Genomic DNA, 24,872 nt, shown 5'->3' with positions numbered 1-24,872 from the left:
GCTCCTACCCGAGGGCGCGCGCGGCGATCCTCAGGTCGGCCACCAGGCCCTCGTACGCCGCCCTGCGCTCCTCGTCCCGCGCGCGCAGTACGGAGGACGGGTGCACGGTGGGCACCAGCCGCTCCGGCCGGCCGTGGATCTCCCGCTCCAGCACGGTCCCGCGCACCTCGCCCACCCGGAACGACGAACCCAGCAGCGCCTTCCCGGCCGTGGCGCCGAGCAGCACGATCAGCTCCGGTTCCACCAGCGCCAGCTCGGCCGCCAGCCAGGGGCCGCAGGCCGTCATCTCCCTGAGGCTCGGCGCCTTGTGGATCCGGCGCTTGCGGGGCTCGGCCCGGGTGAACTTGAAGTGCTTGACCGCGTTGGTCACATAGGCCTCGCCGGGGTCGAGACCGGCCTCCCGGAGTGCCCGGTCGAGCAGCTTGCCCGCCGGGCCGACGAAGGGGGTGCCCTGACGGTCCTCCTGGTCACCGGGCTGCTCCCCCACGAGCATCACGCGGGCGTCGGTGCTGCCGGCGCCGAACACCGTCTGGGTGGCGGGCAGGTGCAGGGGACAGCCACGGCAGCCGGCCGCCGCGCGGCGCAGCGCGGTGAGATCGGCGCCCTCGGGTACGAAGGGGGCGGCCGTGTAGGCGTCCTCGGGGGCCTTCGTCGCCGGCATGCCGGGCGAGTACCCCGAGCGGTACCCGTGTCACCCGGCCGAATCGGCCGGGTGGGCGCCGGGTGGGCCGGATGGGCGGGGAATCAGACGCGCATCGGCTGCGGCGACTCGCGGCGCGCCGGGTCCGGGCCCTCGTACTCGCGGATGATCTCGTAGCGCGTGTTCCGTTCCACCGGGCGGAAGCCCGCGTCGCGGATCAGTTCCAGGAGGTCCTCGCGGGTCAGCTTGTTCGGCGTGCCGTAGTTGTCCGCGTCGTGGGTGATCTTGTACTCGACGACCGAGCCGTCCATGTCGTCCGCGCCGTGCTGGAGGGCCAGCTGGGCGGTCTGGACGCCGTGCATGACCCAGAAGACCTTGACGTGCGGGACGTTGTCGAACAGCAGCCTCGACACCGCGAAGGTCTTCAGCGCCTCCGCGCCCGTGGCCATCTGGGTGCGGGCCTGAAGGCGGTTGCGGATCTTGCCGTCCTTCATGTCCACGAAGTCGTGCTGGTAGCGCAGCGGGATGAAGACCTGGAAGCCGTTCGTCTCGTCCTGCAGCTCACGGAGCCGGAGAACGTGGTCGACGCGGTGCCTCGGCTCTTCGATGTGGCCGTACAGCATGGTGCACGGGGTCTTCAGACCCTTCTCGTGCGCCAGGCGGTGGATGCGGGACCAGTCCTCCCAGTGGGTGCGGTGGTCCACGATGTGCCGGCGGACCTCCCAGTCGAAGATCTCCGCGCCGCCGCCCGTGAGGGACTCCAGGCCCGCGTCGATCAGCTCGTCCAGGATCTCGGACGCCGACAGGCCGCTGATCGTCTCGAAGTGGTGGATCTCCGTGGCGGTGAACGCCTTCAGGGAGACGTGCGGGAGGGCCGCCTTCAGCTCGCGCAGGGAGCGGGGGTAGTACCGCCAGGGGAGGTTCGGGTGCAGGCCGTTGACGATGTGCAGCTCGGTGAGGTTGTCCGACTCCATCGCCTTGGCGAGCTTGACGGCCTCCTCGATGCGCATCGTGTACGCGTCCTTCTCGCCCGGCTTGCGCTGGAACGAGCAGTAGGCGCAGGAGGCCGTGCACACGTTGGTCATGTTGAGGTGCCGGTTGACGTTGAAGTGCACGACGTCACCGTTCTTGCGGGTGCGCACCTCGTGGGCGAGGCCGCCGAGCCAGGCCAGGTCGTCCGACTCGTACAGCGCGATGCCGTCCTCGCGGGTCAGCCGCTCACCGGAGCGGACCTTCTCCTCCAGCTCGCGCTTGAGCCCGACGTCCATGCCAACACCTTTCTCCGACAACTCGACCAACGGTACTCCCCCGCTTTCCGCGCGGGCGGTGCCCCCGACGGCGCCGCGCGCCTACACCTCTTCGGGCAGCTCCCCGACCCGGTTCTCCCACTTCGTGGAGAGCACGATCGTGGTACGGGTGCGGGAGACGCCCTTCGTCCCGCTGAGCCGGCGGATGATCCGCTCCAGGCCGTCCACGTCCGCCGCCCGGGCCTTGAGCATGTACGAGTCGTCGCCGGCGATGAACCAGCAGTCCTCGATCTCCGGCAGGTCCCGCAGCCGCTGGGCGACGTCCTCGTGGTCGGCGGCGTCGGAGAGCGAGATGCCGATCAGGGCGGTGACACCGAGGCCGAGGGAGGCCGCGTTCACCGTGGCGCGGTAGCCGGTGATGACTCCGGCCGCCTCCAGCCGGTTGATGCGGTCGGTGACGCTGGGGCCCGACAGGCCGACAAGGCGCCCCAGCTCCGCGTACGAGGCCCGGCCGTTCTCCCTCAGGGCCTGGATGAGCTGCCTGTCCACCGCGTCCATGCGATCGAAGCCTTCCGGTGAAAGTTCGCTGAAGTGATGAGGTGCGTACGTACTGCTACTTGCCCGGCCGGCCGGCCGCCGAGCCGCCGCCCAGCTCGCCGTGCCAGCGCCGGTACAGGCCGTGGGCGACACCGGCCGCGTCCAGCACCCGGCCGGCCACGAAGTCCACCAGGTCCTGGATGTGGGTGGCGCCCGCGTAGAAGGCGGGCGAGGCCGGGACGACCGTGGCGCCGGCGTCGTCCAGGGCGACGAGGTGGCGCAGCGTCTGCCCGTTGAGGGGGGTCTCCCGTACGGCCACGACCAGCGTCCGGCGTTCCTTGAGCGTGACGCTCGCCGTGCGCTGGAGGAGGTCCTTCGACAGCCCGAGGGCCACCCCGGCGACGCAGGCGGTGGAGGCGGGCACGATGAGCATCCCCTTCGCCGGGTACGAGCCCGAGGACGGGCCGGCGGCGAGGTCGCCCGCGTTCCAGTACCGGACCCCGCTGATGTCCGGGTCGAAGGTGCCCGGCTTGCCGTCGGCGCCCCGGGCGAGCCATTCCCGCAGGTCGTCCTGCCAGTGGGCGTCCCGGAAAGCGATGCCCGTCTCGTCCAGCAGCGTCAGCCGCGAGGCCCGGCTGACCACGAGGTCCACCGCTTCGCCGGCCTCCAGCAGTGCTCGCAGCACGGCAGCCGCGTACGGCGTCCCGGATGCTCCGGACACCCCCACGATCCAAGGCACGCGCTGCGTTTCTCCTGCGTTCACACCTTGAGCGTACCGGCGTGCCCGGCCGTGCTCAGGCCGGGTGGGGCCGACCGCCTCAGACGGTCAGACCCCGTACGACGAGATCCAGCAGCGCGCACACGAACAGGGCGATGCCGATGAACCCGTTGACGCTGAAGAACGCCCTGTTCACCCGGGACAGGTCGTGCGGGCGGACGATGGTGTGTTCGTAGAGGAACGCGCCGGCGACGATCAGCAGGCCCAGCCAGAAGAACGCGCCGGCGTGGGTGGTCAGGGCGTACCAGACGAACAGGGCCGTCGTGATGGTGTGGCACACCCGCGCGCCCCGGATCGCGGCCGGGATCCCGAAGCGGGCCGGGACCGACATCACGCCGATCTCGCGGTCGGTCTCCACGTCCTGGCAGGCGTAGATCAGGTCGAAGCCGCCGATCCAGACGCCGACGGCCAGGCCGAGGATCACCGCCGTCCAGGACCACTCGCCGCTGACCGCCAGCCAGCCGCCGATCGGGCCCATGGACTGGGCGAGGCCGAGGATGGCCTGCGGGAAGTTGGTGAAGCGTTTCCCGTAGGGATAGACCACCATCGGGACCACCGCGACCGGGGCCAGGGCCAGGCAGAGCGGGTTCAGCAGGGCCGCCGCGCCGAGGAAGACCACCAGGGCGACCAGGGCGCCCGTCCAGGCGTGCCGGACCGACATCGCGCCGGTCACCAGCTCGCGCTGGGCCGTGCGCGGGTTCCGGGCGTCGATCTCGCGGTCGATGATCCGGTTGACCGCCATGGCGAAGGTGCGCAGGCCGACCATGCAGACCGTGACCAGGAGCAGCCGGCCCCAGTGGATGTTCCGGTCCCACTCGTACATCGCCGTGAGGGCGGCGATGTAGGCGAAGGGGAGCGCGAAGACCGAGTGCTCGATCATCACCAGGCGGAGGAAGGCCCGGGTACGGCCGGGCTGGGAGAGGGCGGCGGTGGTCACAGTCCGTACTCCTTCCAGCGGCGGTCCACCAGGGCCGCCGTGTCCGGGTCGGACTCCACCATGTCCGGCCAGCCGCCGTCGCGGGTGTAGCCCTCCTCGGGCCACTTGCGTGTCGCGTCGATGCCCGCCTTGCCGCCCCAGAACTGCTGGTAGGAGGCGTGGTCCAGGTGGTCGACGGGGCCCTCCACGACCGTGAGGTCCCGGGCGTAGTCGGTGTTGCCGAGGGCCCGCCAGGCGACCTCGTGCAGGTCGTGCACGTCGCAGTCGGCGTCGACGACGACGATCAGCTTGGTGAGGGACATCATGTGGGCCCCCCAGATCGCGTGCATGACCTTCTGCGCGTGCTTGGGGTACTTCTTGTCGATCGAGACGATCGCGCAGTTGTGGAAGCCGCCGGACTCGGGCAGGTGGTAGTCCACGATGTCCGGGACGATGATCTTGAGGAGCGGGAGGAAGAAGCGCTCCGTGGCGCGGCCCAGCGGGCCGTCCTCCGTGGGCGGGCGGCCGACGACGATCGACTGGAGCAGCGGCCGCTTGCGCATCGTCACGCAGTCGATCGTCAGCGCGGGGAAGGGTTCCTGCGGGGTGTAGAAGCCGGTGTGGTCGCCGAAGGGGCCCTCGGGCAGCATCTCGCCCGGTTCCAGCCAGCCCTCCAGAACGACCTCGGCCTGCGCCGGGACCTGGAGCGGGACCGTCTTGCAGTCGACCATCTCGATGCGCTTGCCGGAGACGAAGCCCGCGAAGAGGTACTCGTCGATGTCGCCGGGCAGCGGCGCCGTCGAGGCGTAGGTCACGGCGGGCGGGCAGCCGAAGGCGATGGCCACGGGCAGGCGCTCGCCGCGCCGGGCCGCGACCTGGTAGTGGTTGCGGCTGTCCTTGTGGATCTGCCAGTGCATGCCGATCGTGCGCCGGTCGTGGCGCTGGAGGCGGTACAGGCCGAGGTTGCGGATGCCGGTCTCGGGGTCCTTGGTGTGGGTCAGGCCCAGGTTGAAGAAGGAGCCGCCGTCCTTCGGCCAGGTGAACAGCGCGGGGAGCCGGTCGAGGTCGACGTCGTCGCCCTGGAGGACGACCTCCTGCACGGGCGCGTTGTCGGACTTCACCTTCCTCGGCGGGACGTGGGCCATCGCGCCCAGCTTGCCGAAGGCCTCCCGGACGCCGACGAAACCGTGCGGCAGCTCGGGCCGCAGCAGCCCGCCGATCTTCTCGGAGATCTCGCCGTACGACTTCAGGCCGAGCGCCTTCAGCAGGCGGCGGTCGGTGCCGTACACGTTCATGGCGAGGGGCATGTCCGAGCCGCGCACGTTCTCGAAGAGCAGCGCCGGGCCGCCGGACTTCTGCACCCGGTCGACGATCTCCCCGACTTCGAGATACGGGTCGACCTCGGCCTTGATGCGCTTGAGGTCTCCCTCGCGCTCCAGCGCCCGCAGCAGGGAGCGAAGATCGTCGTAAGCCATGTGTCCCAGTATCGACCACCCCCTGCCCGGGCCCCGTCACCGGGTCTCCCCGGAGGACGGCCCGGGTCGCGGCAAGTCCCTGGACGGCGGGTCACGGGAGCAGGGTTAATGGTCCACACCGAGTAATGAACGATCTCCGACCTCTGGGGGACTCTTGGAGACCGGCACACCGCCCGAGCACCCGGACCACGCGCCGTCCGCGCCGCCTTCACCGTCCGCGCCGCCTTCACCGTCGTCGCCGCCTTCACCGCCGTCCGCGCCGGCCGCCCCGCCCGTGACCCCGCCGGCCGGGCCGTCCTCCGGTGCGCCGGCCGAGCCGGCGGCCACCGCCTACACCGGGCCGCCCATGCCGGACGTACCGCCGCCGGCCCGGACCGCCCCGCCGGCCCCGATCGAGCTGCGGGTCAGCAAGCGGCTCCTGTGGATCGGCTCGGCCGTCTACCCGCTGCACGGCATCGCCCGCGTCTACACCTTCGTGATGCGGCCGAGGCGCAAGGAGGCGGTGCTGCGGTTCCTGCGGTACGCCGCCGGGACGCTGATCGTCGGGTTCATCGCCATGCTGCCCGGCCTGCCCTCGCTGACGTTCCAGGGGCCCGACTCCGGCGGGGCCGGCTATATCGCCTGGGTGTGGTTCCTGGCGCTCGGCGCCGCGGTCTACTTCTTCGTGGACATGATGTCCGTGCTGACGGCCCAGCCCCACTACGTGCTGGCCGTCGAGACGTCCGGCGCCTCCACCGGACTGGTCACCAGCCGGGACCCGCGCCGTCTGGACCAGCTCGTGGGCCAGATCTCGTACGCCATCGACCACCCCGACGCCGAGTTCCGGGTGACGGTGGAACGCCTCACCGTCTCACCGAACAACTACTACTTCGGCGACAACGTCAACATGTACGGCGGCAACGGAAACGTGGGGATCACGCGATGAGCGGCAACAACTACTACTACGGCGACAACGTGAACATGTACGGCGGCCAGGGCAACCAGGGCATCGTCAGGACCCAGACGGGCTCCGGCGCGGCCGGCCCGGACCCGGCGCTGGTCGCGGCCCTCGGCGAACTGCACCGGCAGATCGCCGAGTTGCGCGCCCAGGTGCCGGCCCCCAGCGCCCGGCTGCTGGAGGAGTCCCTGCCCGCGCTGAGCCCCGAGGCCGCCGTGCCCCCGCAGGAGCGGCACCGGGCGCTGATGGCGATCGCCGGGATCGCCGCCACCGTCGGCGCGGTCGGCCGGCCGGTGGCCGAGGCGGTCCGGTCGGTCATCGGTCTGCTGGGCGGCTAGGGCCTCGGACTCCCCCCGTCGTCACCGACGGTTAATCACTTCCGCGTTCGGTCTGCCACCCGTTCCGTTGAAATGAACCGGACGGGCATGTCCCGGCCGCGTCCCACGGCATTGCCTTAAAGGGGGGCCCGCATCCAGGGGCCCCCTTCTGTGATGGGAGACGCGTGCGAATCACTGACATCCAGCGCTGCGAGGTCCGGCCGGGACGGCTCGTCGAGTGGACGCTGAGCCCGGCGTCCGTCGCGGCGGCGACGGCGCTCCCGGAGGACTCCCGGCCGCCCGCCTACATCCAGGAGTCGCACATCAGGACGGCCAAGTCCGTCCGGGAGAACGGGCTGTTCGTGCCGACCTGGCTCGGCACCGCCTTCGACCTGCCCGGCCCCGTCGACCTCGACGTGCTGGAGCGGGCACTGCACACCTGGACCCTGCGGCACGAGACGCTGCGCAGCGGGTTCCGCTGGGCCGGCGACGAGCTGCGCCGGTTCACGCTCGACGCGGCCGACGTGTCCCTGCGCCGGGAGGAGGCCGGCCACTTCCCCGACGCGGACGGTCTCGTCCGGCACCTCCAGCACCGCTTCGACACGGTCGCGGACGCGCTGCGCTGGCCCAACCTCGTCTACACGGCGGTCGTGCGCGACGACGGCGCGAGCGTGTACATGGCGTTCGACCACAGCAACGTCGACGCCTACTCCCTCCAGCGGATCGCCGCCGAGATCCACGAGCTGTACGCGGCGGGCCTGACCGGGAGCGAGCCGGACCACGTCCCGCCCGCGAGTTACGTCGACTTCTGCGAGATCGAGCGGGCCGGCGCGGACGGCATCGACGGCCGGCACGCGATCGTGGACCGCTGGCGGGAGTTCATCCAGCGCTGCGACGGCATGCTGCCGGGCTTCCCGGTCGACCTGGGGCTGGCACCGGACGGCCCGCTGCCCCGGCAGCAGATGCTGTGCGAGCCGCTGGCGGACGCGGACGCGGCGGCGGCGTTCGAGGCGTACTGCCGGCCGTACGGCGGCAGCCTGGTCGGGGTGCTGGCCGCGACCGGGCTGATCGTGCACGAACTCGGCGGGCGGCCGGTGTACCGGACGGTGGTGCCGTTCCACACCCGGGTGAAGTCGCGGTGGAGCGACTCGGTGGGCTGGTACGTGGGCGGCGCCCCGATCGAGGTGCCGGTGGGCCGCACCCGCGGCTTCCCGGAGGCGCTGCGCGCGGTCCGTGCCGAGCTGCAGGCCAACCGGTCGCTGGCCCGGATGCCGCTGGCCCGGGTGCTGCGTCTGCTCGGCGCGGACTTCCGGCCGACCTCCCCGGACCTGTACTCGATCGTGTCGTACGTCGACGCCCGCGCCATCCCGGGCGCCGAACGGTGGGCGCAGTGGAACGCGTACGGGCTGATGCGGGTGTCGTACGGGGACCAGGTGTGCGTGTGGGTGAACCGGCTCCCGGAGGGGCTGTGGCTGGCGGGCAGGTACCCGGACACGGACGTCGCGGCGAAGACCATGCGGCTGTACGTGGAGCGGCTGCGCGACCGGATCGCCTCGGTGGCCGACGGGAGCCTCCCGGCCGTTTCATGATCCCCCGCGGTTTCGTGACCCAACGGTCACCACGACGGCCCCCACCAACCCTGGTCTGAAGCAACTCCCCCTTCCTACACTGCCGTTGAGGGGGAGATGCGGTGCACAGACGGTTGCACGGGCGCGGAGCGCTGTTCGACGTCGATCCGGCCGGCCTCGCGCCACGACTCGTGGGCCTGCGCCCGCACCAGCACCGCGCACATCCGTACGAGCATCCGGACGAACCGCCGTTCGTGGTGCTCACGGGGGCGCGCGGGCTGGGCAAGAGCGCGGTGCTCGGGGAGCTGCGGGACGCCTACCGGGGGCACACCCCGGTCGCGCTGGTCGACTGCGCGGAGGAGCAGTTCCGGGCGCCGCCCGCGGACCGGCCCGCCGCCTCCTGGTCGCCGCTCGGGCAGGCGCTGCTGGTGCTCGCCGAGCAGCTGGCCGCGCCGGTGACGGGAGCGGGGCGGATCACCTTCCCGCGGCTGATGCCGGGGCTGGTCGCGGTGGCCGCCGGCGGCTGGGGCGACGCCGACTCGGAGCGGATCCGCCGGGAGGTCGAGCGGATCCTGCTGCTGAACGAGAGCGGCTCGTGGGTCGGCTCCCTGGCCGGGCGCTGGGCCGGGAAGGTGGCGGCCAAGGTGGTCGCCGCGGCCACCGGCACCGGTCCGCTGGTGTCGGGCGCCATCGAGGCGACGCTGGAGTCCGTCGCCGAGGGGTTCACCCACCGCCGGCAGCAGAAGGCGTCGGTGTGGTACCGGACGTACCCGAACGCGGGCGGCAACGCCCAGCGCGGGCTGATCCTGCTCTCCCAGCACTTCCGGGACGGCGGCAGCTCCCGCGAGCACGCCGAGCGGTACCTGGTGCGGGCGCTGCTGGCCGACCTGACGGAGGCGTACGCGGGGGTGCTGCCGCGGATGCAGCGGCTGGGGCGGCCTCTGGTGCTGCTGGACAACGCGCAGGCGGCGCCGGGTCCGGGGCTGGTCGCGGCCGTGCTGCGGGACCGTACCGAGGGCGTCGCTGACCGGGTGGCGTTCGTCGCGGCCCGGCGCGGTGAGGGCCGTGCGGAGCTGCCGGGCGCGGTGCGGCGGGCGCTGCCGGAGGTGGCCCGGCGCTGCGACTGGGTACCGGAGGCGACGCCCTCCTCGCGGGCGCTGCTGCTGGCGCTGCCGCCGTTGAGCGCGGACGACGCGCTGCACATCGTCGGCGCGGTCTGCGGGGACTCCGCGGTCCCGCCGCGCCTGCCGGCCGCCGCGCACCGGCTGACCGGCGGGAACCCGCTGGGCATCGTGCTGCTCGCGGAGTCGGCCGCGCAGGCCGGGGCCGGGGTGTCCGCGCCGGCCGGCCTGCTCACGTCGGGCGTGCGGGCCGCCGAGGACCTGCCGGCCGTGCCCGCCTACGAGGCGCTGCTGGCCCGGCTGGTGCCGGCCGAGCACCTGGACGCGCTGACCGTGCTGGCCGCCGCCCACGACCACGCGTCGGCGTGCGCGCTGGCGGCGGCGCTGCTGCCGGACACCTTCGGCCCGGCGAGCGTCCGGGAGCTGCAGACGCTGCTCGCCGAGGAGGGGCTGCCCGACGTGCCGGGCCGGTTCGTCGGTGACCCGTTCGTACGGACCCTGCTGCTGCTCCGGCTGCACCTGCGGGACGCCGACCACGCGTCCTGGCGCACCGCGCACGAGGCGCTGATCGCCCACTATCCCGACGAGGGGCACGCGCCGTACCGGCTGCACCACGAACTCGCGCTCGGGGACACCGAGGGCGCGGTCGCCCACCTCCGGGACACCTTCCCGACCGCGGAGCCCCGGGCCTGGCTGCGCGGCCTGCGGTTCGTCGCGTCCGCGCCCTACTTCCACGCGCACGACGCCGAGGGCCGCGACTCCGCCGGCCGCGGCGACCGGCGGACCGTGGTCGCGCTCGGCCGCACGGACGCCGGGCACGCGGTGCCGCCGGACGCGGACGGCGTCCTGCACCTGCGGATACGCCGGCTGCTGCACGCGGTGTGGCTGCTCGCGGACCCGCTGGTGCTGCCCGACCCGCAGGTGTGCGACCGGCTCCGCTTCGAGCTGGAGCAGCTGTCCAACCTGCGGCCGGCGGGCAACGCGCTGCTGTGGCGGGCCTCCCGGGACTGGCCGGCGGCGGCGCTGGCCGGGCGCCCGATGGAGGAACCCGGGTCCGGGAACGACGGTGCCGGCGGGGACGGCGGGCCGGACGACGACGGCGGGGAGGCGTGATGGCGCGCAGGGGTGTGGGCACGTGGATGCGCGAGGGCGTGTGGGAGATCCCGCTGCGCCGCTACACGGCCCTGCTGGTGGCGGCGGCGCTGGTGGCCGGCCTGGTGTTCGCGGTCCGGGCGCTGCTGCACGAGGACCGGTCCTGCGGGCCGGGGGTGGCCCGGCCTGAGAACAGCGACGAGTGCGTGGGCGTGGCGACGGGGCCGTACGACTTCGGGCAGCCCCGGCTGCGGGACGTGGTCGGGGCGATCGGCCGGGAGAACGACCGGCTCAAGCCCGGCGACCACGTGACGGTGGCGCTGCTGCTGCCGTACACCTCCACGTCGACGACCAGCCTGAACGACATCCGGCACCAGCTCCAGGGCGCCTATCTGGCCCAGTACCAGGCCAACCACGACGCCAACGGGGAGCGCCCGCGGATCCGGCTGGTGCTCGCCAACCCGGGGGCGACCGGCGCGTACTGGCGGCGGACGGTCGAGCAGCTGACGGCGATGACGACGAGCGGTGACCGGCTGCGCGCGGTCGCCGGCATCGGGCAGAGCACCAACGCCACCAAGCAGGCCGTCAGGGAGCTGACCCGGCACCGGATCCCGGTGGTCGGCTCCAGCATCACCGCCGACGACCTGGCCAACGGGCAGCGGGGCAAGGACCCCTTCCCGGGGCTCGCCCGGGTGGCGCCGACCAACACCGACGAGGCCCGCGCGCTGGCCTCCTTCGCCAAGGTGAGCGCGGGCCGGGCGCTGCTGGTGTACGACAAGCCCGGCGACCCGTACACGCGCACCCTGCAGCAGTCGTTCGCGGCGCTGATCAAGGGTTCGCCGTACGAGCCGCAGCCGTTCACGCCGCCCGCCGACCGCACCGAGGAGGGCACGACCGCGAACACCTTCCGGCAGATCACGCACCTGGTGTGCGACACGTCCCGGGAGACGGACACGATCCTGTTCGCGGGCCGGCACACCCAGCTGCGCCAGTTCATCAACGCCCTGGGCGGGCGGGGCTGCCAGGACCGGAAGTTCACGGTGCTGACCGGGGACGAGGCGTCGTACCTGACCCACGAGAAGGACCTGGACCGGGGCGCGCTCCGGCACAACCTGTCGGTCCGCTACACCTCCCTCGCCCACCCGGACACCTGGCTGAGGGCGACGGAGCGGACGGGCGGCTCGGCGGCCGACTTCACCGCGCTGCGGCGGCTGCTGGCGGACGCGGACCGGGCGCCGGTGGGTCCGATCGGTACGGCCGCCCTGGACGACGGGCAGCTGATCATCGGCTACGACGCGCTGCGGCTCGCGGTGCACGGCATCCGGGAGGCGGTGCCCTCCGGCGGGTCCGTCCCGGCGCTCGCGGACGTCGGCCTGCAGTGGCCGCAGGTGAAGGGCTCGCTGCGGGTGGACGGGGCGAGCGGCTGGATCTGCCTGGACGTGCACGGCAACCCGTACGACAAGGCGGTGCCGGTGGTGGAGCTGACCCCGGAGGGCGGGTCGCACTTCGTGCGGATCGCCTGGCCGGAGGGGAGGCCGCCGGGGAGGGAGTGCCTGCCGCCGTCCTAGGTGAGCTGCCCGGGGAGGGGGTCGGTGCCCTCCCCGGCGGCGGCTTCCGAGGGCGCCAGGATCTCGATCAGCCGTTCGAGTCTGCTCCGCCAGCGCTGGTCGGTCTCCCCCTCGCCCTGGAACTCGTGGGTCAGCCGCAGTGCGCTCGCCGCGTCGCCGTGCCGTTCCAGGTGGAACCGGATACGGCCGCCGCCCTCCAGGGTGTACTCCGCGACGCGGTCCACGTCCCACGCCGTCACCCGTCCGGTGCCCAGGTCACCCAGGCCGACCAGGCCGTCCAGCCGGGGTTCGAGAACGTCGACGGCGGTGCACCACCCCGCGAGCCCCCCGGGGGTGGCCACCGCCGGCCAAACCTCTTCCATGGGCCTCGGAAGCCGCACCAGGAAGTGGAGGATGTGCGTGTTCCCGTGGGTCTGGCTGATGCCCTGTTCGATGGAACCGCTCATACTCCCAGTGTGTGGGACCGGCGACTCACACGCCCGCGTACGAGTGCTTGCCGCTGACGAAGATGTTCACGCCGTAGTAGTTGAACAGCCAGCAGCCGAAGGCGAGCAGCGCCAGGTAGGCGGCCTTGCGGCCCTTCCAGCCGGCCGTGGCCCGGGCGTGCAGGTAGCAGGCGTAGGCGATCCAGGTGATGAAGGACCAGGTCTCCTTCGGGTCCCAGTTCCAGTACCGTCCCCAGGCGTCGCCCGCCCAGATCGCGCCCGCGATGATCGTGAACGTCCACAGCGGGAAGACGGCCGCGTTGACGCGGTAGGCGAACTTGTCCAGGGACGCGGAGGCCGGCAGGCGCTCCAGCACCGAGGAGGCGAACTTCCCGGGCTTGCCGCCGGTCTGGAGCTTGTTCTCGTACGAGTCCTTGAACAGGTACAGGATCGTGGCGACCGCGCCGACGTAGAACACCGCGCCGCAGAAGATCGCGGTGGAGACGTGGATGTACAGCCAGTACGAGTGCAGGGCCGGCACCAGCTGGTCGCTGGCCGTGTACAGGACGGTGACGGCGAGACCGAGGTCGAGCAGGACCGTGGTGATGAGGAACAGGCCGAGCCAGCGCACGTTCTTCTTCAGGGCCAGCAGCCCGAGGTACACGCCGACCGCGACCGTGGAGAAGGTGATGTTGAACTCGTACATGTTGCCCCACGGCGCCCGCTCCACGGAGGCCGCGCGGGCGACGACACCGCCCAGCTCCACCAGGAACGCGAGCGCGGTGAGGGAGATGGCGATCCGGCCGTAAAGGTCGCCCTGCTCGTCGCCGCCGTGCGCGCCGGGCCCGTCCGGCACGTCGCGGGCGCCGGACGTCGAGCGCACCACGACCCGGGGACGCTCCAGCACGGCGGTGCCGCCGGCCCGCTGCACGGTGACGGCCGGCGCGGCCGCCTTGCGCTCGCCGGCGGCGGTGAGCGCGGCGGCCGTACGGCCCACCTTGCTGCGGCTGCCGAACAGCCACTCGGCGATGTAGGCGAAGAAGGCCAGGGTGTAGACGGCCATCGACGAGTAGATCAGCGTGTTGCTGATGCTCGCGAGGTGTTCGTTGGTTGCGGCGGCGAGGGTCACTTCTCAGCCCCTTCGGCAGGTACGACTGGGGATTCGGAGGCGTCGTCGGGATCGGGGGCCCCCGGCGCCTGGTCGTAGAGGATTCCGGCGAGGTCGCCCAGCTCCTCGGGCACCTTCGCGGACTCGCTGCGGCCGAGCCCGGCCATCTCGACCACGGTCACGCCGTCGGGGCCGGTCACCGCGCGCACCCACACCCGGCGGCGCTGGATGAACAGGGACCCGGCCAGACCGAGGATCGCGGCGAGGGCACCGCCGAGCGCCCAGCCGCCGCCCGGCTCCTGGACGATCTCGAAACCGGCCCACTCCTTGATGTCCTTCTCGAAGGTGACGGACCCGGCGCCGTTCGGCAGCGTCAGCGTGTCGCCCGGCTTCAGCAGCTTCTTCAGCAGCTGGCCCTTGGCGTCCTTGAACGCCGTCATGTGCTTCTTGTCCATCTGGTACACGCTCTGCGGGATGCCCGAGTTCACGCCCAGGTCGCCGTGGTAGGCGTTCACCGCGAGGAGCGGGTTCAGCAGCGCCGGGAACTGGGAGAGCATCGTGCCGCTGCGCGCGTCGAAGGTGGGCACGAAGAACGCCTGGAAGCCGAGCTGCTCCTTCTTGCCCCGGGCGTCGCGGTAGCCGTCCATGACCTTGACGACGCCCTGTGAGGAGACGTTGCCGTCGAGGGGCAGCAGGGGGACGGGGGCGTGGAAGACGACCGTGCCCTTGCCGTCCCGGACGGTGACGACGGGCGCGTAGCCGTGGCTGACGAGGTAGACCTTGGAGTCGTTGATCTCCAGCGGCTGGTTGACCTTGACGGTGGTCGGCTTCTCCTTGCCGTACGCGCCCAGGCTGTAGCGGATCTTCGCCTCGTAGGTGCGCGGGGTGCCCTTGTTGGGGCCGCTGGCCTCGTAGGTGCCCTTGAAGTCCTTCAGGTGGAAGCTGAACGGCACCAGGTCGTCGGTGTCGAACAGGCTGCCGGACTTGAAGTCGTCGTACAGCGGGAGCGTGTTGGAGAAGCCCTCGCCCTCCACCATCAGCACGTTGCCGTCGGACTTGTACAGCTGGCCCGAGGCGAAGGCGACGAGCAGCACGATCAGCGCGATGTGGAAGAGCAGGTTGCCCAGCTCGCGCAGGTAGCCCTTCTCGGCGGCGACGGCGTCACCGGCGACGTGGGCGCGGAAGCGGCGCTTCTTCAGCAGCGCGAGCGCGGCCTCGCGGACCCGCTCCGGGTCGGCCTCGGTGCGCCAGGTCGTGTAGGCGGGCAGCCGGGTCAGCCGCTTGGGGGCGGCCGGCGGGCGGCCGCGCAGCTGGCCGACGAACTGCCAGGTGCGCGGGATGATGCAGCCGATGAGGGAGACGAACAACAGGATGTAGATCGCGGAGAACCACACCGAGCTGTAGACGTGGAACAGGCCGAGCTTGTCGTAGACCGGCGCGAGCGTCCTGTGGGCGGCGCGGAAGTCCTCGACCTTGGCGGCGTCGGCGCCGGTCTGCGGGATCAGCGAGCCGGGGATCGCGCCGAGCGACAGCAGCAGGAGCAGCAGCAGCGCGACCCGCATGGAGGTCAGCTGCCGCCAGAACCAGCGGGCCCAGCCGATGACGCCGAGGGCGGGCGGGGTGGAGGTCTCCTCCTGCGGGGCGGTGGAGAGCCGGGAGCCCGCCGCTCCGAGGTCCTCCCGGTCCCGGCTCGTGTCGGTGTCGGTCTTGCTCATCGATCAGATCCCCACACTGAAGCCGTTGGACCAGGTCTGCATCTGCTGCACGAGGTGGTCCCATGCCCCGGTCAGCAGCAGCGCACCGGTCACGATCATCATCGTGCCGCCGATGCGCATCACCCAGACATAGTGGTGTTTGACCCACCCGAAGGCACCGAGCGCCTTACGGAAGGCTACGGCCGTGACCACGAACGGCACGCCGAGGCCCAGACAGTACGCGACCGTCAGTATCGCGCCCCGGCCGGCGCTCGCCTCGTGGGAGGAGAGGGCGACGACGGAGGCGAGGGTGGGACCGATGCAGGGCGTCCAGCCGATGCCGAACAGGGCGCCCAGCACGGGCGCACCGACCAGGCCGGCGGCGGGGCGCCGGTGGAACCGGAACTCGCGCTGGGTCAGCCAGGGCATCAGGCCCATGAAGAAGACGCCCAGAAGGATCATGAGGACGCCGAGAACCCTGGACAGGGTGTCCTTGTACTCCTGCAGCGTCGAGCCGAAGAAGCCGAACAGGGCTCCGCCGGAGACGAAGACGACGGTGAAGCCGAGGACGAACAGGGCGGCACCCGCGGCCATCCGTCCCCGCCGGGCCTCGGCCAGGTCGGTGCCGGCGACCCCGGTGACGTACGAGAGGTAGCCGGGGACCAGGGGAAGGACGCAGGGGGAGAAGAAGGACACGAGGCCGCCGAGGAGGGCGATCGGCAGGGCGACCAGCAGGGCTCCGTTGAGCACGGTCTGGTTCTTGCCCGTCTCCGCCGCGAGCGTGAGGAGTGCGCTCACGTCACTTCTCCGCGAGCACCGGCTTGATCATCTTCAGCAGGGTGGCGTCGTCGAGCGCCTCCAGGGCGCGCGCGGCGACCTTCCCGTGCCGGTCGATGACGAGGGTCGAGGGGATGAGCTGCGGGTTGAGGGTGCCCTTCTTGAAGCGGAGCATCAGCTTGCCCGTGGGGTCGTACAGGCTCGGGTACGCGACCCCGTGCTCCTTCTCGAAGGCGACCGCGGGGGTGGTGCTGTTGTCGCGGGTGTTGACGCCGACGAACTGGACGCCCTTGTCCGCGTACTCCTTGGAGACCTTGGCGAAGTACTCCGCCTCGCTCCGGCACGGCCCGCACCAGGAGCCCCAGAAGTTGAGGACGACGACCTTGCCCTTGTAGTCGGCGACGTCGAGGGCCTTGCCGTCGATGGTCTTGCCGGACAGGTCGGGGGCGGTGGCGCGCTTGCCCGCCGGCACGGTGTCGATACCGAGCTTGCCGGTGACGAAGTTGGTGTCGCCACCCCCGCCGGAGATACCGCCCTTACCGCACGCGGAAAGGGTCACGGCCGCGACGGCGGCCACAGCGCTGAGCAGGACGGCGCGGCTACGGGTACTCATGTGAAAAGTTTCGCATGCCTGTTCCGGGGATTTCGCGCGCCCCCCTGCCGGGCGGAAAACCGCATTTCAGGGCGTTTTTACACGGGACATTCAGGACATCAGGCCGCGTTGGACGCGGCACCCCCGCCCGCCCGCAGGAACTCCTTCCAGCCGCCCGCCGGCCGCTGCCCGACACCCAGCGTCCGCAGCTTGGCGATCACCTCCGGCTTCTGGACGTCCATCCAGTCCACGAACTGCCGGAAGGAGACCAGCCGGACGTCGGCACCCTTCTCCTTCTCGCGCGCGATGTGCTTGAAGGCCTCCTCGACGGAGTCCATGTAGATGCCGCCGTTCCACTGCTCGAAGTGGTTGCCGACGAAGAACGGCGCCCGGTTCGTCTCGTACGCCCGCTGGAAGCCCTGGATGTACGCCTGAGCGGCCTGCTTGCGCCAGCCCGGGTAGTTGTAGGCGGGCGCCTTGGTCGAGTTCACGGACTGGTTGGCGAGCATGTTGTAGTCCATCGACAGGACCTCGAAGGAACGTCCGGGGAAAGGTATCTGCTGCAACGGGAGGTCCCAGATCCCCAGCTTCTTCTCCGGCCACACCTGACGGCCGCCCGGCGAGGAGGCGTCGTAGCGCCAGCCCAGCTTGCGGGCGGTGGGCAGCAGGTTGTCCTGGCCGAGCAGACAGGGCGTACGGCCGCCGACCAGTTCCTTGTCGTAGTCGAACGGCAGCGACGGCAGGTCGGTCCAGCCCGTGTTGGTCCGCCACTCCTTCACGAACGACGTGGCCTGCTCGATCTCGCTCGCCCACTGCTGCGGGGTCCAGTTGGCGACCGTGCCCGTGCCGGCGCAGAAGTGCCCGTTGAAGTGGGTGCCGATCTCGTGCCCCTCCAGCCAGGCCCGGCGCACGTTCTCCAGGGTGGCCTTGATGTGGTCGTCGGCGAGGTAGCCGATGTCGGAGGCGCCGCGCGGGTTGTTCGGGGGCTCGTACATCCGCTTCTTCGCCTCGGGGAGCAGGTACAGCCCCGAGAGGAAGAAGGTCATGCTCGCGCCGTGCTCCTTGGCCAGGTCCAGGAAGCGCGGGAAGAGGCCGTTGCCGACCTCGCCGGCGCCGTCCCAGGAGAAGATCACGAACTGCGGCGGCGCCTGCCCCGGCTCCAGCGGCTCGGGCTTGGACGGCTGGTGCGGCTGCCCGCCCGTGAAGGAGGTGGAGCCGTCACCGATGGGCCGTGCCGGACGCGCGTCCTTCCCGCCACCGTGGCCGGGCCGGCCCTGGCCGGAACCGTTCGGGCGCTTGCCGTCGTCCGAGGACGTGAGGCTCCCGCAGCCGGCGAGCGAGGCGGCGGCCGCGGCCGTGCCCAGGCCGAGTGCCCCCCGCCGGGAGAGGGTCCGGGAGAAGGTGCGCATGGAAAACCCCGATTCGTCACGCCTGCTGGTGGTCACCCGGCAAGAGGGCGTGAAGATCGGGGAGGTTCCAGTAATTCTTATGTTTTTCGCTAGGTTTCCGGCAAAAACACCCTAAGTCACGTCAAACGGACTGTCAGTGCACCGGAGTTCGGCCGGTCAGGCGCCGAAGGCCTTCCCCTGCGCGGTGCCCTTGCCCTTCTGCGGCCTGGCGCCGGCCCGCAGATGGGCCGGGACCAGATCGATGGCGGGCTCGCTGTACCCCACGGACACGATCTTGTCACCCAGGTAGGTGAACGTCGTCAGGGAGGCCAGGGTGCACTGCCGCTTGCGCGGGTCGTGCCACAGCCGCCGCCGCTCGACGTACGAGCGCACGATCCAGATCGGCAGCTGATGGCTCACCAGCACCGCCTCGTGCCCCCGCGCCCGGTCCTTGGCCGCGTCCAGCGCGCCCATCATCCGCACGACCTGGTCCACGTACGGCTCGCCCCAGGACGGCCGGAACGGGTTGACGAGGTACTTCCAGTTCTCCGGCCGCTGGAGCGCGCCGTCGCCGACGCCGAAGGTCTTGCCCTGGAAGATGTTCTCGGCCTCGATCAGCCGCGCGTCGGTGTCCAGGTCCAGCCCGTGCGCCTTGGCGATCGGGGTGGCGGTCTCCTGCGCCCGCTCCAGCGGCGAGGAGCAGACGTAGGTGACGTCCCGTGGCGCGAGGTGCTCGGCGACCCGCTCGGCCATCTTCCGGCCCAGCTCGGACAGGTGGTAGCCGGGCAGCCGCCCGTACAGGATCCCGTCCGGGTTCTCGACCTCGCCGTGCCGCATCACGTGGACGACGGTGACGTCCTTGTTCTCGGGTGAGGTGCTCATTTCGCCGTGGCCTCCGCAGCCGCCCGGGCCGCCGCCGGAAGGGCGTCGGCGATCTTCTGGATGGCCCGGTCGTCGTGGGCCGTGGACACGAACCAGGACTCGAAGGACGACGGCGGCAGGTACACGCCGTTCGCCAGCAGCGAGTGGAAGAACGCGGTGAAGCGGTACGACTCCTGCCGCTTGGCGTCCTCGTAGGTGCGCACCTGCCGGTCCGTGAAGAACACGGAGAACATGTTGGAGGCCGTCTGCAGCCGGTGCGCCACGCCCTCCTTGCTCAGCGCCTCCGTGACCAGGGTCTGGATCTGCGCCGAGACGGCGTCGACCTTGTCGTAGGCGGCGTCGTCGAGCAGCCGCAGCTGGGCGAGACCGGCGGCGGTGGCGACGGGGTTTCCGGAGAGGGTGCCGGCCTGGTAGACGGGCCCGGCGGGGGCGAGGTGCGCCATGACGTCGGCGCGACCGCCGAAGGCGGCGGCCGGGAAACCGCCGCCCATGACCTTCCCGAAGGTCATGAGGTCCGGCCGCACGCCCTCCACGCCGTACCACCCGGCGCGGCTGGTGCGGAAACCGGTCATGACCTCGTCGGAGATGAAGAGGGCGCCGTTCTTCCGGCAGGCGTCCTTCAGGCCCTGGTTGAACCCCGGGTCCGGCGGCACGACGCCCATGTTGCCCGGGGACGCCTCGGTGATCACGCAGGCGATCTCACCGGGGTGCCGGTGGAAGGCCTCCTGGACGGCCTCCAGGTCGTTGTACGGCAGCACGATCGTGTCGCCGGCCTGGGCCCCGGTGACTCCGGGGGTGTCGGGCAGCGCGAAGGTCGCGACACCGCTGCCGGCCGCGGCGAGCAGCGAGTCCACGTGCCCGTGGTAGCACCCGGCGAACTTGATCACCTTGGACCGCCGGGTGAAACCGCGGGCGAGCCGGATGGCGGACATGGTCGCCTCGGTGCCGCTGCTGACGAGCCGTACCTGCTCGACGGGCTCGACCCGGGCGACGATCTCCTCGGCCAGCTCGACCTCGCCCTCACCGGGCGTACCGAAGGACGTACCGCGGCCCACGGCCTCCTGTACGGCGGCGATGACCTCCGGGTGCGAGTGCCCCAGGATCATGGGACCCCAGGAACAGACCAGGTCGACGTACTCGCGCCCGTCGGCGTCGGTGAGGTAGGCGCCCTTGCCCGACACCATGAACCGGGGGGTGCCGCCGACGGCGCGGAAGGCGCGCACCGGGGAGTTCACCCCGCCCGGGGTGACGACGGAGGCGCGGTCGAAGAGCGCCTGTGAGGCGGGCGCGTCGTAGGGATGGGGCGTTTCGCTCATGGCACTCATGACGTGCGGCTTCTCCGGCTTCTCCGACTCTGGTTGCTGGGTGACCTCCTCAGGGTAGGCCGCGGCCCGGGTCGACCGCGGTCGGCCTCGGGATCGGAGCGGCGAACGCGGCGGCGAACGGGGCGGTGTCTCGGCCGCGCGTGGCGTCATCCCTCATCTGCGAGACTGAGACCTGATACACACAGCTCATACGCACGTAATGATCAGGGGCCGGGGATTTCCCGCGTGGACTGTTGTTCCACCGCACGTTTCGGCGTGCGGCCGTGGGGGAGGTCACTGACACGATGATCGGGTTGCGCGGCGGGGGCCACGCGTCCTAGAAAAGCAGTCGGGTGGAGATATGCATCGCGGTGGCGGACTGGGCGAGGGGACTGATGACCTGGGTCCTCGACGTGCCCGGCGGGGAAGGCACCGGCGCGACGCGGAGGAAACGACCGAGACACGGCAGAGCGACGCACGTCAGACACAGGGTGTACCGAGTGAGCCCGAGCGGTACGACCGGCAGATCGACCGGGAGCTCGACAGCGAGCCCGGCCAGCGCCGCGAGCGCAGGCCGGAGCGGCCGGCCGACCGCCGGCTCGACCCCCGGGCCGACCGCCTCCGGGCGGGGAGCAGGAATGGTGGTCGGGTGGGGGTGACGTACAAATACTTCGGCGCGCCCGACGGCGCGACCGCGGCCCGCGTCCCCATCTCGATGCGTCCCGAGGAACTCGGCGGCGACGAGCTGGGCATGAACGGCATGTTCACCAAGATCAAGCCGGAGACGATGGCCGCGATGGTCCTCACCGGCATCGAGGGCGTCCCGCTCCACAAGGTGCCCCCGCTGGAACTGGTCGTCCTGCACCCCGACTACGCCGTCGTCAAGCTCCCCATGACGGTCGTCGACCCCCTGCGCGGCATCGGCGAGGAGGCGGTCGGCGCGGCGGCGTTCATCTGGTCGACGGTCCCGGACCGGGGCGGACCGCGGGACGCGTTCAACGTGTACCAGTTGCTGCACGAGTGGCAGGACTTCAGCCACCGGCTGCACGAGGCGGGGCATCAGCCGTATTGCCTGGTGTGGCCCTGAGCCGGGTCTCCGGGTAGCGGGCGGGGTTTTCGGACCCCGCCTTCGTCATGTGCCGGGAAGGGCCTGAGGGCGGCCGGGGCAGGGCGGCGTTCTACGGTCCGGAGGGGTCCTCGGGCGTAGGGAGCGGAGCGTCGTGCAGGGCGATGCGGGCGGTGATGCGTTTGCCGACCGGTGCCGGGCGGGCCTCGAAACCCTGGACGACGGCCATCACGATCTCCAGGCCGTGCTGTCCCACCCGGCCGGCGTCGGCGGCCCTCGCGACCGGCAGCACCGGGTCGGAGTCCCAGACCACGATCTCCACCATGCCGTCGGCGATGCGCAGCTCCATCCCCGCCGGGCCCGGCGCGTACTTGCCCGCGTTGGTGACCAGTTCGCTGACGACCAGCTGGGTGAGATCGATGGCGCGTTGCGAGACGGGCAGCCGGTTCTCGGCCCGAGCCCGCGTGAGGAAACCCGTGGCCAGATGGCGTGCCTGCGCGATGCCCGCGCCACCCCCGTCCAGGGCGACCGTCATCTCGGGGAGGGGCCGCTCGTGCGGTGCCGACGTGTCCTCACTCAAGATCTGGTTCCATCACGGTCGCCGGCCGCCTTCCGCCATCCTCACGCGTACCCGAACAGACGCGGGAAAGTCTCCCCGTGGTTTTGTTGCCTTCCCCACACAGGAGCATCACCCGTGCCGTGCCGGGGAATGCTCCAAGCCCGGATCTTGGTGTGCCAGTATCGCCGACATGACTGAGGGAGCAATGGCGGATACCGAAGAAGCCGGACGACCCGGCCCGCTGTCGGTCCGCACCACGCTCACCGGCGACGGCATTCGTGTCCTCACCGTGGCCGGGGAGATCGACCACCAGAGCGGCGGGACGCTGCGCGAGGCGCTGGACGTCTCCGGCACCGATCGCCCACGGGTCGTGGCCGACCTGCGGCAGGTCGCCTTCATGGACTCCAGCGGCATCAACATCTTCCTCCTCGCGCACCGCGTCCTCAGCGAGGCCGGCGGCTGGCTGCGGCTGGCCGCACCCACCGAGTCCGTCCTGCGCACCCTGCAGATCGTCGGTGTCGACGCGGTCATCGACTGCCGCTCCACCCTCCGCGACGCACTCTCCGGCTGACGCGGCCGACGCGTCGCGCGCCGCGGGGACCGGCGGCAGGTGGGAGCCGGGCGCGCGGCGGGACCGGACATCGACCGGACGCGCCTCGGCGCGGAGTCCGGCAGGCGTCAGGCCCCCCGGACGGGCTCTTCCGTCCCTCGGGTGCGTCATGCGGGTGGGAGGAAGCGCGCCGCGAGCAGGGCCCGGTCGTCGGGGAAGGCGGTGTCGGGGTGGTGGTGCAGGAAGCGGTCGCACAGTTCTTCCAGGGGCAGGCCGGCGGTGGTGCGGGCGCACGCGGTCAGCCGTCGCAGTCCGACGGTGATGTCTTCGTGGCGGCGCTCGATCAATCCGTCGGTGTAGAGGAGCAGGGTGTCGTCGTCGGCGAGGGTGAGGGTGGCCTGGCGGTACGGGATGCCGGGGACGGGGCCCAGGGGTGGTCGGGTGGCCTGATCGAGGTAGGCGCTGCTGCCGTCGGCGTGGATGAGCAGCGGTGGCGGGTGACCGGCGGCGGCGTAGGCCAGGGCGCGGGTGGAGCGGTTGAAGACGGCGTAGCAGGCGGTGGCCATCCGCCCTGGGTGGTAGCGGCCGAGGAAGGCGTTGAGCGCTTCCAGGACGGCTGTGGGCCGGGTGCCGCAGCGGGGGACGATGTTGCGCAGGGCAGCGGTGATCTGCGCCATGACCGTCGCCTCGGGCAGCCCGTGGCCGGCGACGTCGCCGATGCTGAGACCGATGTGGTCCGCGTCGATGTCGTAGACGTCGTACCAGTCACCGCCGACGAAGAGGAGATCGCTGCCGGGTGCGTAGCACGTGGCGGCGTCGAGGCCGGGAACGCCGGGCAGTTGCGGCAGGAGGCTGCGCTGCAGGCGTTCGGCGACGCGGTGTTCGTGTTCGTGCAGCCCGGCGCGGCGCAGCGCCTGGGCGACCTGCTGTGCCACGGCGGTGGCGTGTTCGGCGGCGGTCGGCGCACGGACGCCGTGGGCGGACAGCCGGCCCAGGTGCGTGCCGTCCGCTTCGAGCGGCAGGGTGAACGTGCCCGGCTCCGGTTCCCGGTCCGTTCGATGCGGGCCGGGAGGCGCGGGCTGGTCGAGGTCCGTCCAGTCCACGGCACCGGGGAGGCGTTCACCCGGTCCCAGGGGCGGTACCAGGCGTGCGCTGTGCAGGTGGAGTTCCACGGCGGTGGCGCCCAGGGCGGCCGGCGCGGTGTCGTGGACCGCCCGCGCGACCTCGGAGAGGGTGACCGCGGTCGCGAGGGCGGCCGTCAGGGCGTACAGGTGCTGCAGTTGGGTGCGTGCGGCCTGTTCCGCGGCCAGCAGCCGGGTCCGCTCACCCTCCAGTGACCGTCGGAACGCCACCTCCCGGTTCAGGGCGGCGATCTGCTGGCTGAGCGCGACGAACTGGTCGGCACCGTCCGTCCGGGCCAGGTGCAACTGGGCCGCGGGCACGGGCTCGTTCAGCCACTGCGCCCGCGCACCGTGGCAGCGGAACCGGCGGACGACCCCGTCGGCGTCCTTGATGCCGACGACGCCGGGCACCGGACTGCCGCTGCGCAGCCAGGTGGCCAGGTGGCTGCGCAGCTGGGCGTCCTCGGTCGCCACCTCGAACAGGCTGGCACCCGGGGCGAGCCGGCCGTCGCAGCGCGTCGCAGCGGGGTTGGCGGCCAGGATGCGGCCGTCGGCCCCGCACAGCAGCACCGGGTTGGGCAGCAGTCTGGTGATGGCCCTGAACAGGCCAAGCGTCATGGCATGACAGCCGGGTCGCCGAAGTATTCACGGCCCGTGACCGTCTCCGGGTCCGCGTCGGGAACCAGGTGTACGACGACGCGGCAGCCGGCGCTGCCGCGGGCGATGGTCTCCTGCAGCTCCACGCGGGCGTAGCCGGTGTTGCGAGCGGCGATGGTGCCGAAGACGTTGGACGTCATCATGCACATCGACTCGCGGCCCAGCACCTTCTCCGCGAACGGGCAGGCCCGGTTGCCGAGCACGATCTTCGTCTCGTCGGACTCGATGACGTAGAAGTCGCCCTTGATACGGCGTTTGAGGTCCACCAGCGCCCCGGCGATCTGCTCCCTGCTGAGCCGGTCCACGCCCAGCGCCTTGAGGTACATCTCGTCGATCTGCGTCCCCACGGCCTGCCCGACCACGCTGATGTAGCCGGACGCCTCCTCCAGACCGATCACGGATTCCAGCGACGTCGCCAGCTCGCGCACCAGCGTCCGCAGGAACACATCGCGATCCAGCGCGATCTCCACGTCCCCGACATGCTCCATGCGCTCTCCTCCGCCCTTCTGCCGCGACCAGCGCGACGTTGTCGGCCGCGGCGGCGCAAGTACTG

At 71.6% G+C, this 24,872-nt stretch carries 24 protein-coding genes; 7 read left to right on the top strand and 17 right to left on the bottom strand.

The annotated features are described in order from the left end of the window. Positions 1 to 4 precede the first annotated feature (4 nt). The 6 genes from ACZ7N4_RS25190 to ACZ7N4_RS25165 form a co-directional block, all read right to left on the bottom strand. The gene (locus ACZ7N4_RS25190; protein WP_471361650.1) at positions 5 to 661 is read right to left on the bottom strand and encodes a UdgX family uracil-DNA binding protein; all 657 of its coding nucleotides are present in this window, start codon (positions 659 to 661) and stop codon (positions 5 to 7) included. A gap of 83 nt (positions 662 to 744) precedes the next feature. After that, positions 745 to 1,908, bottom strand: a complete 1,164-nt coding sequence (mqnE, locus tag ACZ7N4_RS25185) for an aminofutalosine synthase MqnE (protein ID WP_471361647.1) — start codon at positions 1,906 to 1,908, stop codon at positions 745 to 747. A gap of 81 nt (positions 1,909 to 1,989) precedes the next feature. Further along, positions 1,990 to 2,445, bottom strand: a complete 456-nt coding sequence (locus ACZ7N4_RS25180) for an Lrp/AsnC family transcriptional regulator (protein ID WP_023547541.1) — start codon at positions 2,443 to 2,445, stop codon at positions 1,990 to 1,992. Between the two features lie 55 nt (positions 2,446 to 2,500). Then, positions 2,501 to 3,163: a UbiX family flavin prenyltransferase gene (locus tag ACZ7N4_RS25175; RefSeq protein ID WP_471361643.1), complete on the bottom strand. Its 663-nt coding sequence runs from the start codon at positions 3,161 to 3,163 to the stop codon at positions 2,501 to 2,503. Between the two features lie 79 nt (positions 3,164 to 3,242). After that, positions 3,243 to 4,139, bottom strand: coding sequence for a menaquinone biosynthesis prenyltransferase MqnP (mqnP, locus tag ACZ7N4_RS25170; protein WP_471361640.1), 897 nt, complete (start codon positions 4,137 to 4,139; stop codon positions 3,243 to 3,245). After that, positions 4,136 to 5,593, bottom strand: coding sequence for a menaquinone biosynthesis decarboxylase (locus tag ACZ7N4_RS25165; protein WP_471361637.1), 1,458 nt, complete (start codon positions 5,591 to 5,593; stop codon positions 4,136 to 4,138). Before ACZ7N4_RS25165 ends, mqnP begins: the two co-directional genes overlap by 4 nt. A 346-nt stretch (positions 5,594 to 5,939) precedes the next feature. Between ACZ7N4_RS25165 and ACZ7N4_RS25160 the strand changes: the two genes are divergently transcribed. From ACZ7N4_RS25160 to ACZ7N4_RS25140, 5 genes are all read left to right on the top strand, one after another. Further along, positions 5,940 to 6,518 carry a DUF6232 family protein gene (locus ACZ7N4_RS25160; protein ID WP_471361634.1) on the top strand — a complete coding sequence of 193 codons (579 nt, stop codon included), beginning with the start codon at positions 5,940 to 5,942 and terminating at the stop codon, positions 6,516 to 6,518. Continuing rightward, positions 6,515 to 6,868, top strand: a complete 354-nt coding sequence (locus tag ACZ7N4_RS25155) for a hypothetical protein (protein WP_471361631.1) — start codon at positions 6,515 to 6,517, stop codon at positions 6,866 to 6,868. Before ACZ7N4_RS25160 ends, ACZ7N4_RS25155 begins: the two co-directional genes overlap by 4 nt. 164 nt (positions 6,869 to 7,032) lie before the next feature. After that, positions 7,033 to 8,436: a condensation domain-containing protein gene (locus tag ACZ7N4_RS25150; RefSeq protein WP_471361628.1), complete on the top strand. Its 1,404-nt coding sequence runs from the start codon at positions 7,033 to 7,035 to the stop codon at positions 8,434 to 8,436. Positions 8,437 to 8,537: 101 nt separating this feature from the next. Next, complete coding sequence (locus tag ACZ7N4_RS25145; RefSeq protein ID WP_471361625.1) at positions 8,538 to 10,649, top strand: hypothetical protein; 2,112 nt, start codon at positions 8,538 to 8,540, stop codon at positions 10,647 to 10,649. After that, positions 10,649 to 12,196 (top strand): hypothetical protein, encoded by a 1,548-nt coding sequence (locus tag ACZ7N4_RS25140; RefSeq protein ID WP_471361622.1) that lies wholly within the window; start codon positions 10,649 to 10,651, stop codon positions 12,194 to 12,196. Before ACZ7N4_RS25145 ends, ACZ7N4_RS25140 begins: the two co-directional genes overlap by 1 nt. Here the strand turns inward: ACZ7N4_RS25140 and ACZ7N4_RS25135 are convergent. The 8 genes from ACZ7N4_RS25135 to hemL form a co-directional block, all read right to left on the bottom strand. Then, positions 12,193 to 12,642 carry an SRPBCC family protein gene (locus ACZ7N4_RS25135; protein ID WP_471361619.1) on the bottom strand — a complete coding sequence of 150 codons (450 nt, stop codon included), beginning with the start codon at positions 12,640 to 12,642 and terminating at the stop codon, positions 12,193 to 12,195. The two genes, ACZ7N4_RS25140 and ACZ7N4_RS25135, sit on opposite strands and share 4 nt — an antisense overlap. 25 nt (positions 12,643 to 12,667) lie before the next feature. After that, the gene (gene ccsB / locus ACZ7N4_RS25130; RefSeq protein WP_471361616.1) at positions 12,668 to 13,750 is read right to left on the bottom strand and encodes a c-type cytochrome biogenesis protein CcsB; all 1,083 of its coding nucleotides are present in this window, start codon (positions 13,748 to 13,750) and stop codon (positions 12,668 to 12,670) included. Next, the gene (gene resB, locus ACZ7N4_RS25125; RefSeq protein WP_471361614.1) at positions 13,747 to 15,444 is read right to left on the bottom strand and encodes a cytochrome c biogenesis protein ResB; all 1,698 of its coding nucleotides are present in this window, start codon (positions 15,442 to 15,444) and stop codon (positions 13,747 to 13,749) included. The genes ccsB and resB overlap by 4 nt, the downstream gene beginning before the upstream one ends. Before the next feature lie 3 nt (positions 15,445 to 15,447). Continuing rightward, a complete protein-coding gene (locus ACZ7N4_RS25120; protein WP_471361611.1) occupies positions 15,448 to 16,221 on the bottom strand; it encodes a cytochrome c biogenesis CcdA family protein in 774 nt (257 codons plus the stop codon). A gap of 1 nt (position 16,222) precedes the next feature. Further along, positions 16,223 to 16,813: a TlpA family protein disulfide reductase gene (locus ACZ7N4_RS25115; RefSeq protein WP_471361609.1), complete on the bottom strand. Its 591-nt coding sequence runs from the start codon at positions 16,811 to 16,813 to the stop codon at positions 16,223 to 16,225. Between the two features lie 98 nt (positions 16,814 to 16,911). Next, a complete protein-coding gene (locus ACZ7N4_RS25110; RefSeq protein WP_471361606.1) occupies positions 16,912 to 18,201 on the bottom strand; it encodes a polysaccharide deacetylase family protein in 1,290 nt (429 codons plus the stop codon). Between the two features lie 156 nt (positions 18,202 to 18,357). Then, positions 18,358 to 19,062: a histidine phosphatase family protein gene (locus ACZ7N4_RS25105; protein ID WP_471361603.1), complete on the bottom strand. Its 705-nt coding sequence runs from the start codon at positions 19,060 to 19,062 to the stop codon at positions 18,358 to 18,360. Continuing rightward, on the bottom strand, positions 19,059 to 20,378 hold the full coding sequence (gene hemL, locus ACZ7N4_RS25100; RefSeq protein ID WP_471361601.1) for a glutamate-1-semialdehyde 2,1-aminomutase: 1,320 nt from the start codon (positions 20,376 to 20,378) through the stop codon (positions 19,059 to 19,061). The genes ACZ7N4_RS25105 and hemL overlap by 4 nt, the downstream gene beginning before the upstream one ends. Before the next feature lie 637 nt (positions 20,379 to 21,015). Between hemL and ACZ7N4_RS25095 the strand changes: the two genes are divergently transcribed. Further along, a complete protein-coding gene (locus tag ACZ7N4_RS25095) occupies positions 21,016 to 21,453 on the top strand; it encodes a hypothetical protein (RefSeq protein ID WP_003974483.1) in 438 nt (145 codons plus the stop codon). Between the two features lie 91 nt (positions 21,454 to 21,544). On the opposite strand, the gene ACZ7N4_RS25090 is transcribed toward ACZ7N4_RS25095, so the two are convergent. Next, positions 21,545 to 21,967 (bottom strand): ATP-binding protein, encoded by a 423-nt coding sequence (locus ACZ7N4_RS25090; protein ID WP_471361948.1) that lies wholly within the window; start codon positions 21,965 to 21,967, stop codon positions 21,545 to 21,547. A 214-nt stretch (positions 21,968 to 22,181) separates the two neighbouring features. On the opposite strand from ACZ7N4_RS25090, the gene ACZ7N4_RS25085 reads away from it, so the two are divergent. After that, the gene (locus ACZ7N4_RS25085; protein ID WP_471361598.1) at positions 22,182 to 22,562 is read left to right on the top strand and encodes an STAS domain-containing protein; all 381 of its coding nucleotides are present in this window, start codon (positions 22,182 to 22,184) and stop codon (positions 22,560 to 22,562) included. A 146-nt stretch (positions 22,563 to 22,708) separates the two neighbouring features. On the opposite strand, the gene ACZ7N4_RS25080 is transcribed toward ACZ7N4_RS25085, so the two are convergent. Both ACZ7N4_RS25080 and ACZ7N4_RS25075 read right to left on the bottom strand, forming a co-directional pair. Beyond that, positions 22,709 to 24,280, bottom strand: a complete 1,572-nt coding sequence (locus ACZ7N4_RS25080; RefSeq protein WP_471361595.1) for a PP2C family protein-serine/threonine phosphatase — start codon at positions 24,278 to 24,280, stop codon at positions 22,709 to 22,711. Beyond that, entirely contained in the window at positions 24,277 to 24,807 is a 531-nt protein-coding gene (locus tag ACZ7N4_RS25075; protein WP_471361592.1) for a methanogen output domain 1-containing protein, read from the bottom strand. The genes ACZ7N4_RS25080 and ACZ7N4_RS25075 overlap by 4 nt, the downstream gene beginning before the upstream one ends. Between the last annotated feature and the right edge of the window lie 65 nt (positions 24,808 to 24,872).

It is taken from the genome of Streptomyces sp. NPDC107654, assembly GCF_055639035.1.
The sequence above is the reverse complement of the archived record's forward strand: the minus strand, read 5'-3'. Positions and strand labels throughout refer to the sequence as shown.

Excerpts from the sequence above, each read along its gene's own strand:
- ACZ7N4_RS25190 (WP_471361650.1), bottom strand. The coding sequence starts at position 661 with ATGCCGGCGACGAAGGCCCCCGAGGACGCCTACACGGCCGCCCCCTTC.
- ACZ7N4_RS25110 (WP_471361606.1), bottom strand. The coding sequence starts at position 18,201 with ATGCGCACCTTCTCCCGGACCCTCTCCCGGCGGGGGGCACTCGGCCTG.
- mqnE (WP_471361647.1), bottom strand. The coding sequence starts at position 1,908 with ATGGACGTCGGGCTCAAGCGCGAGCTGGAGGAGAAGGTCCGCTCCGGT.
- ACZ7N4_RS25115 (WP_471361609.1), bottom strand. The coding sequence starts at position 16,813 with ATGAGTACCCGTAGCCGCGCCGTCCTGCTCAGCGCTGTGGCCGCCGTC.
- ACZ7N4_RS25165 (WP_471361637.1), bottom strand. The coding sequence starts at position 5,593 with ATGGCTTACGACGATCTTCGCTCCCTGCTGCGGGCGCTGGAGCGCGAG.
- ACZ7N4_RS25140 (WP_471361622.1), top strand. The coding sequence starts at position 10,649 with ATGGCGCGCAGGGGTGTGGGCACGTGGATGCGCGAGGGCGTGTGGGAG.
- ACZ7N4_RS25105 (WP_471361603.1), bottom strand. The coding sequence starts at position 19,062 with ATGAGCACCTCACCCGAGAACAAGGACGTCACCGTCGTCCACGTGATG.
- ACZ7N4_RS25135 (WP_471361619.1), bottom strand. The coding sequence starts at position 12,642 with ATGAGCGGTTCCATCGAACAGGGCATCAGCCAGACCCACGGGAACACG.
- ACZ7N4_RS25180 (WP_023547541.1), bottom strand. The coding sequence starts at position 2,445 with ATGGACGCGGTGGACAGGCAGCTCATCCAGGCCCTGAGGGAGAACGGC.
- resB (WP_471361614.1), bottom strand. The coding sequence starts at position 15,444 with ATGAGCAAGACCGACACCGACACGAGCCGGGACCGGGAGGACCTCGGA.
- ACZ7N4_RS25160 (WP_471361634.1), top strand. The coding sequence starts at position 5,940 with ATGCCGGACGTACCGCCGCCGGCCCGGACCGCCCCGCCGGCCCCGATC.
- ACZ7N4_RS25155 (WP_471361631.1), top strand. The coding sequence starts at position 6,515 with ATGAGCGGCAACAACTACTACTACGGCGACAACGTGAACATGTACGGC.
- ACZ7N4_RS25085 (WP_471361598.1), top strand. The coding sequence starts at position 22,182 with ATGACTGAGGGAGCAATGGCGGATACCGAAGAAGCCGGACGACCCGGC.
- ACZ7N4_RS25080 (WP_471361595.1), bottom strand. The coding sequence starts at position 24,280 with ATGACGCTTGGCCTGTTCAGGGCCATCACCAGACTGCTGCCCAACCCG.
- ACZ7N4_RS25075 (WP_471361592.1), bottom strand. The coding sequence starts at position 24,807 with ATGGAGCATGTCGGGGACGTGGAGATCGCGCTGGATCGCGATGTGTTC.
- hemL (WP_471361601.1), bottom strand. The coding sequence starts at position 20,378 with ATGAGCGAAACGCCCCATCCCTACGACGCGCCCGCCTCACAGGCGCTC.
- ACZ7N4_RS25090 (WP_471361948.1), bottom strand. The coding sequence starts at position 21,967 with ATGACGGTCGCCCTGGACGGGGGTGGCGCGGGCATCGCGCAGGCACGC.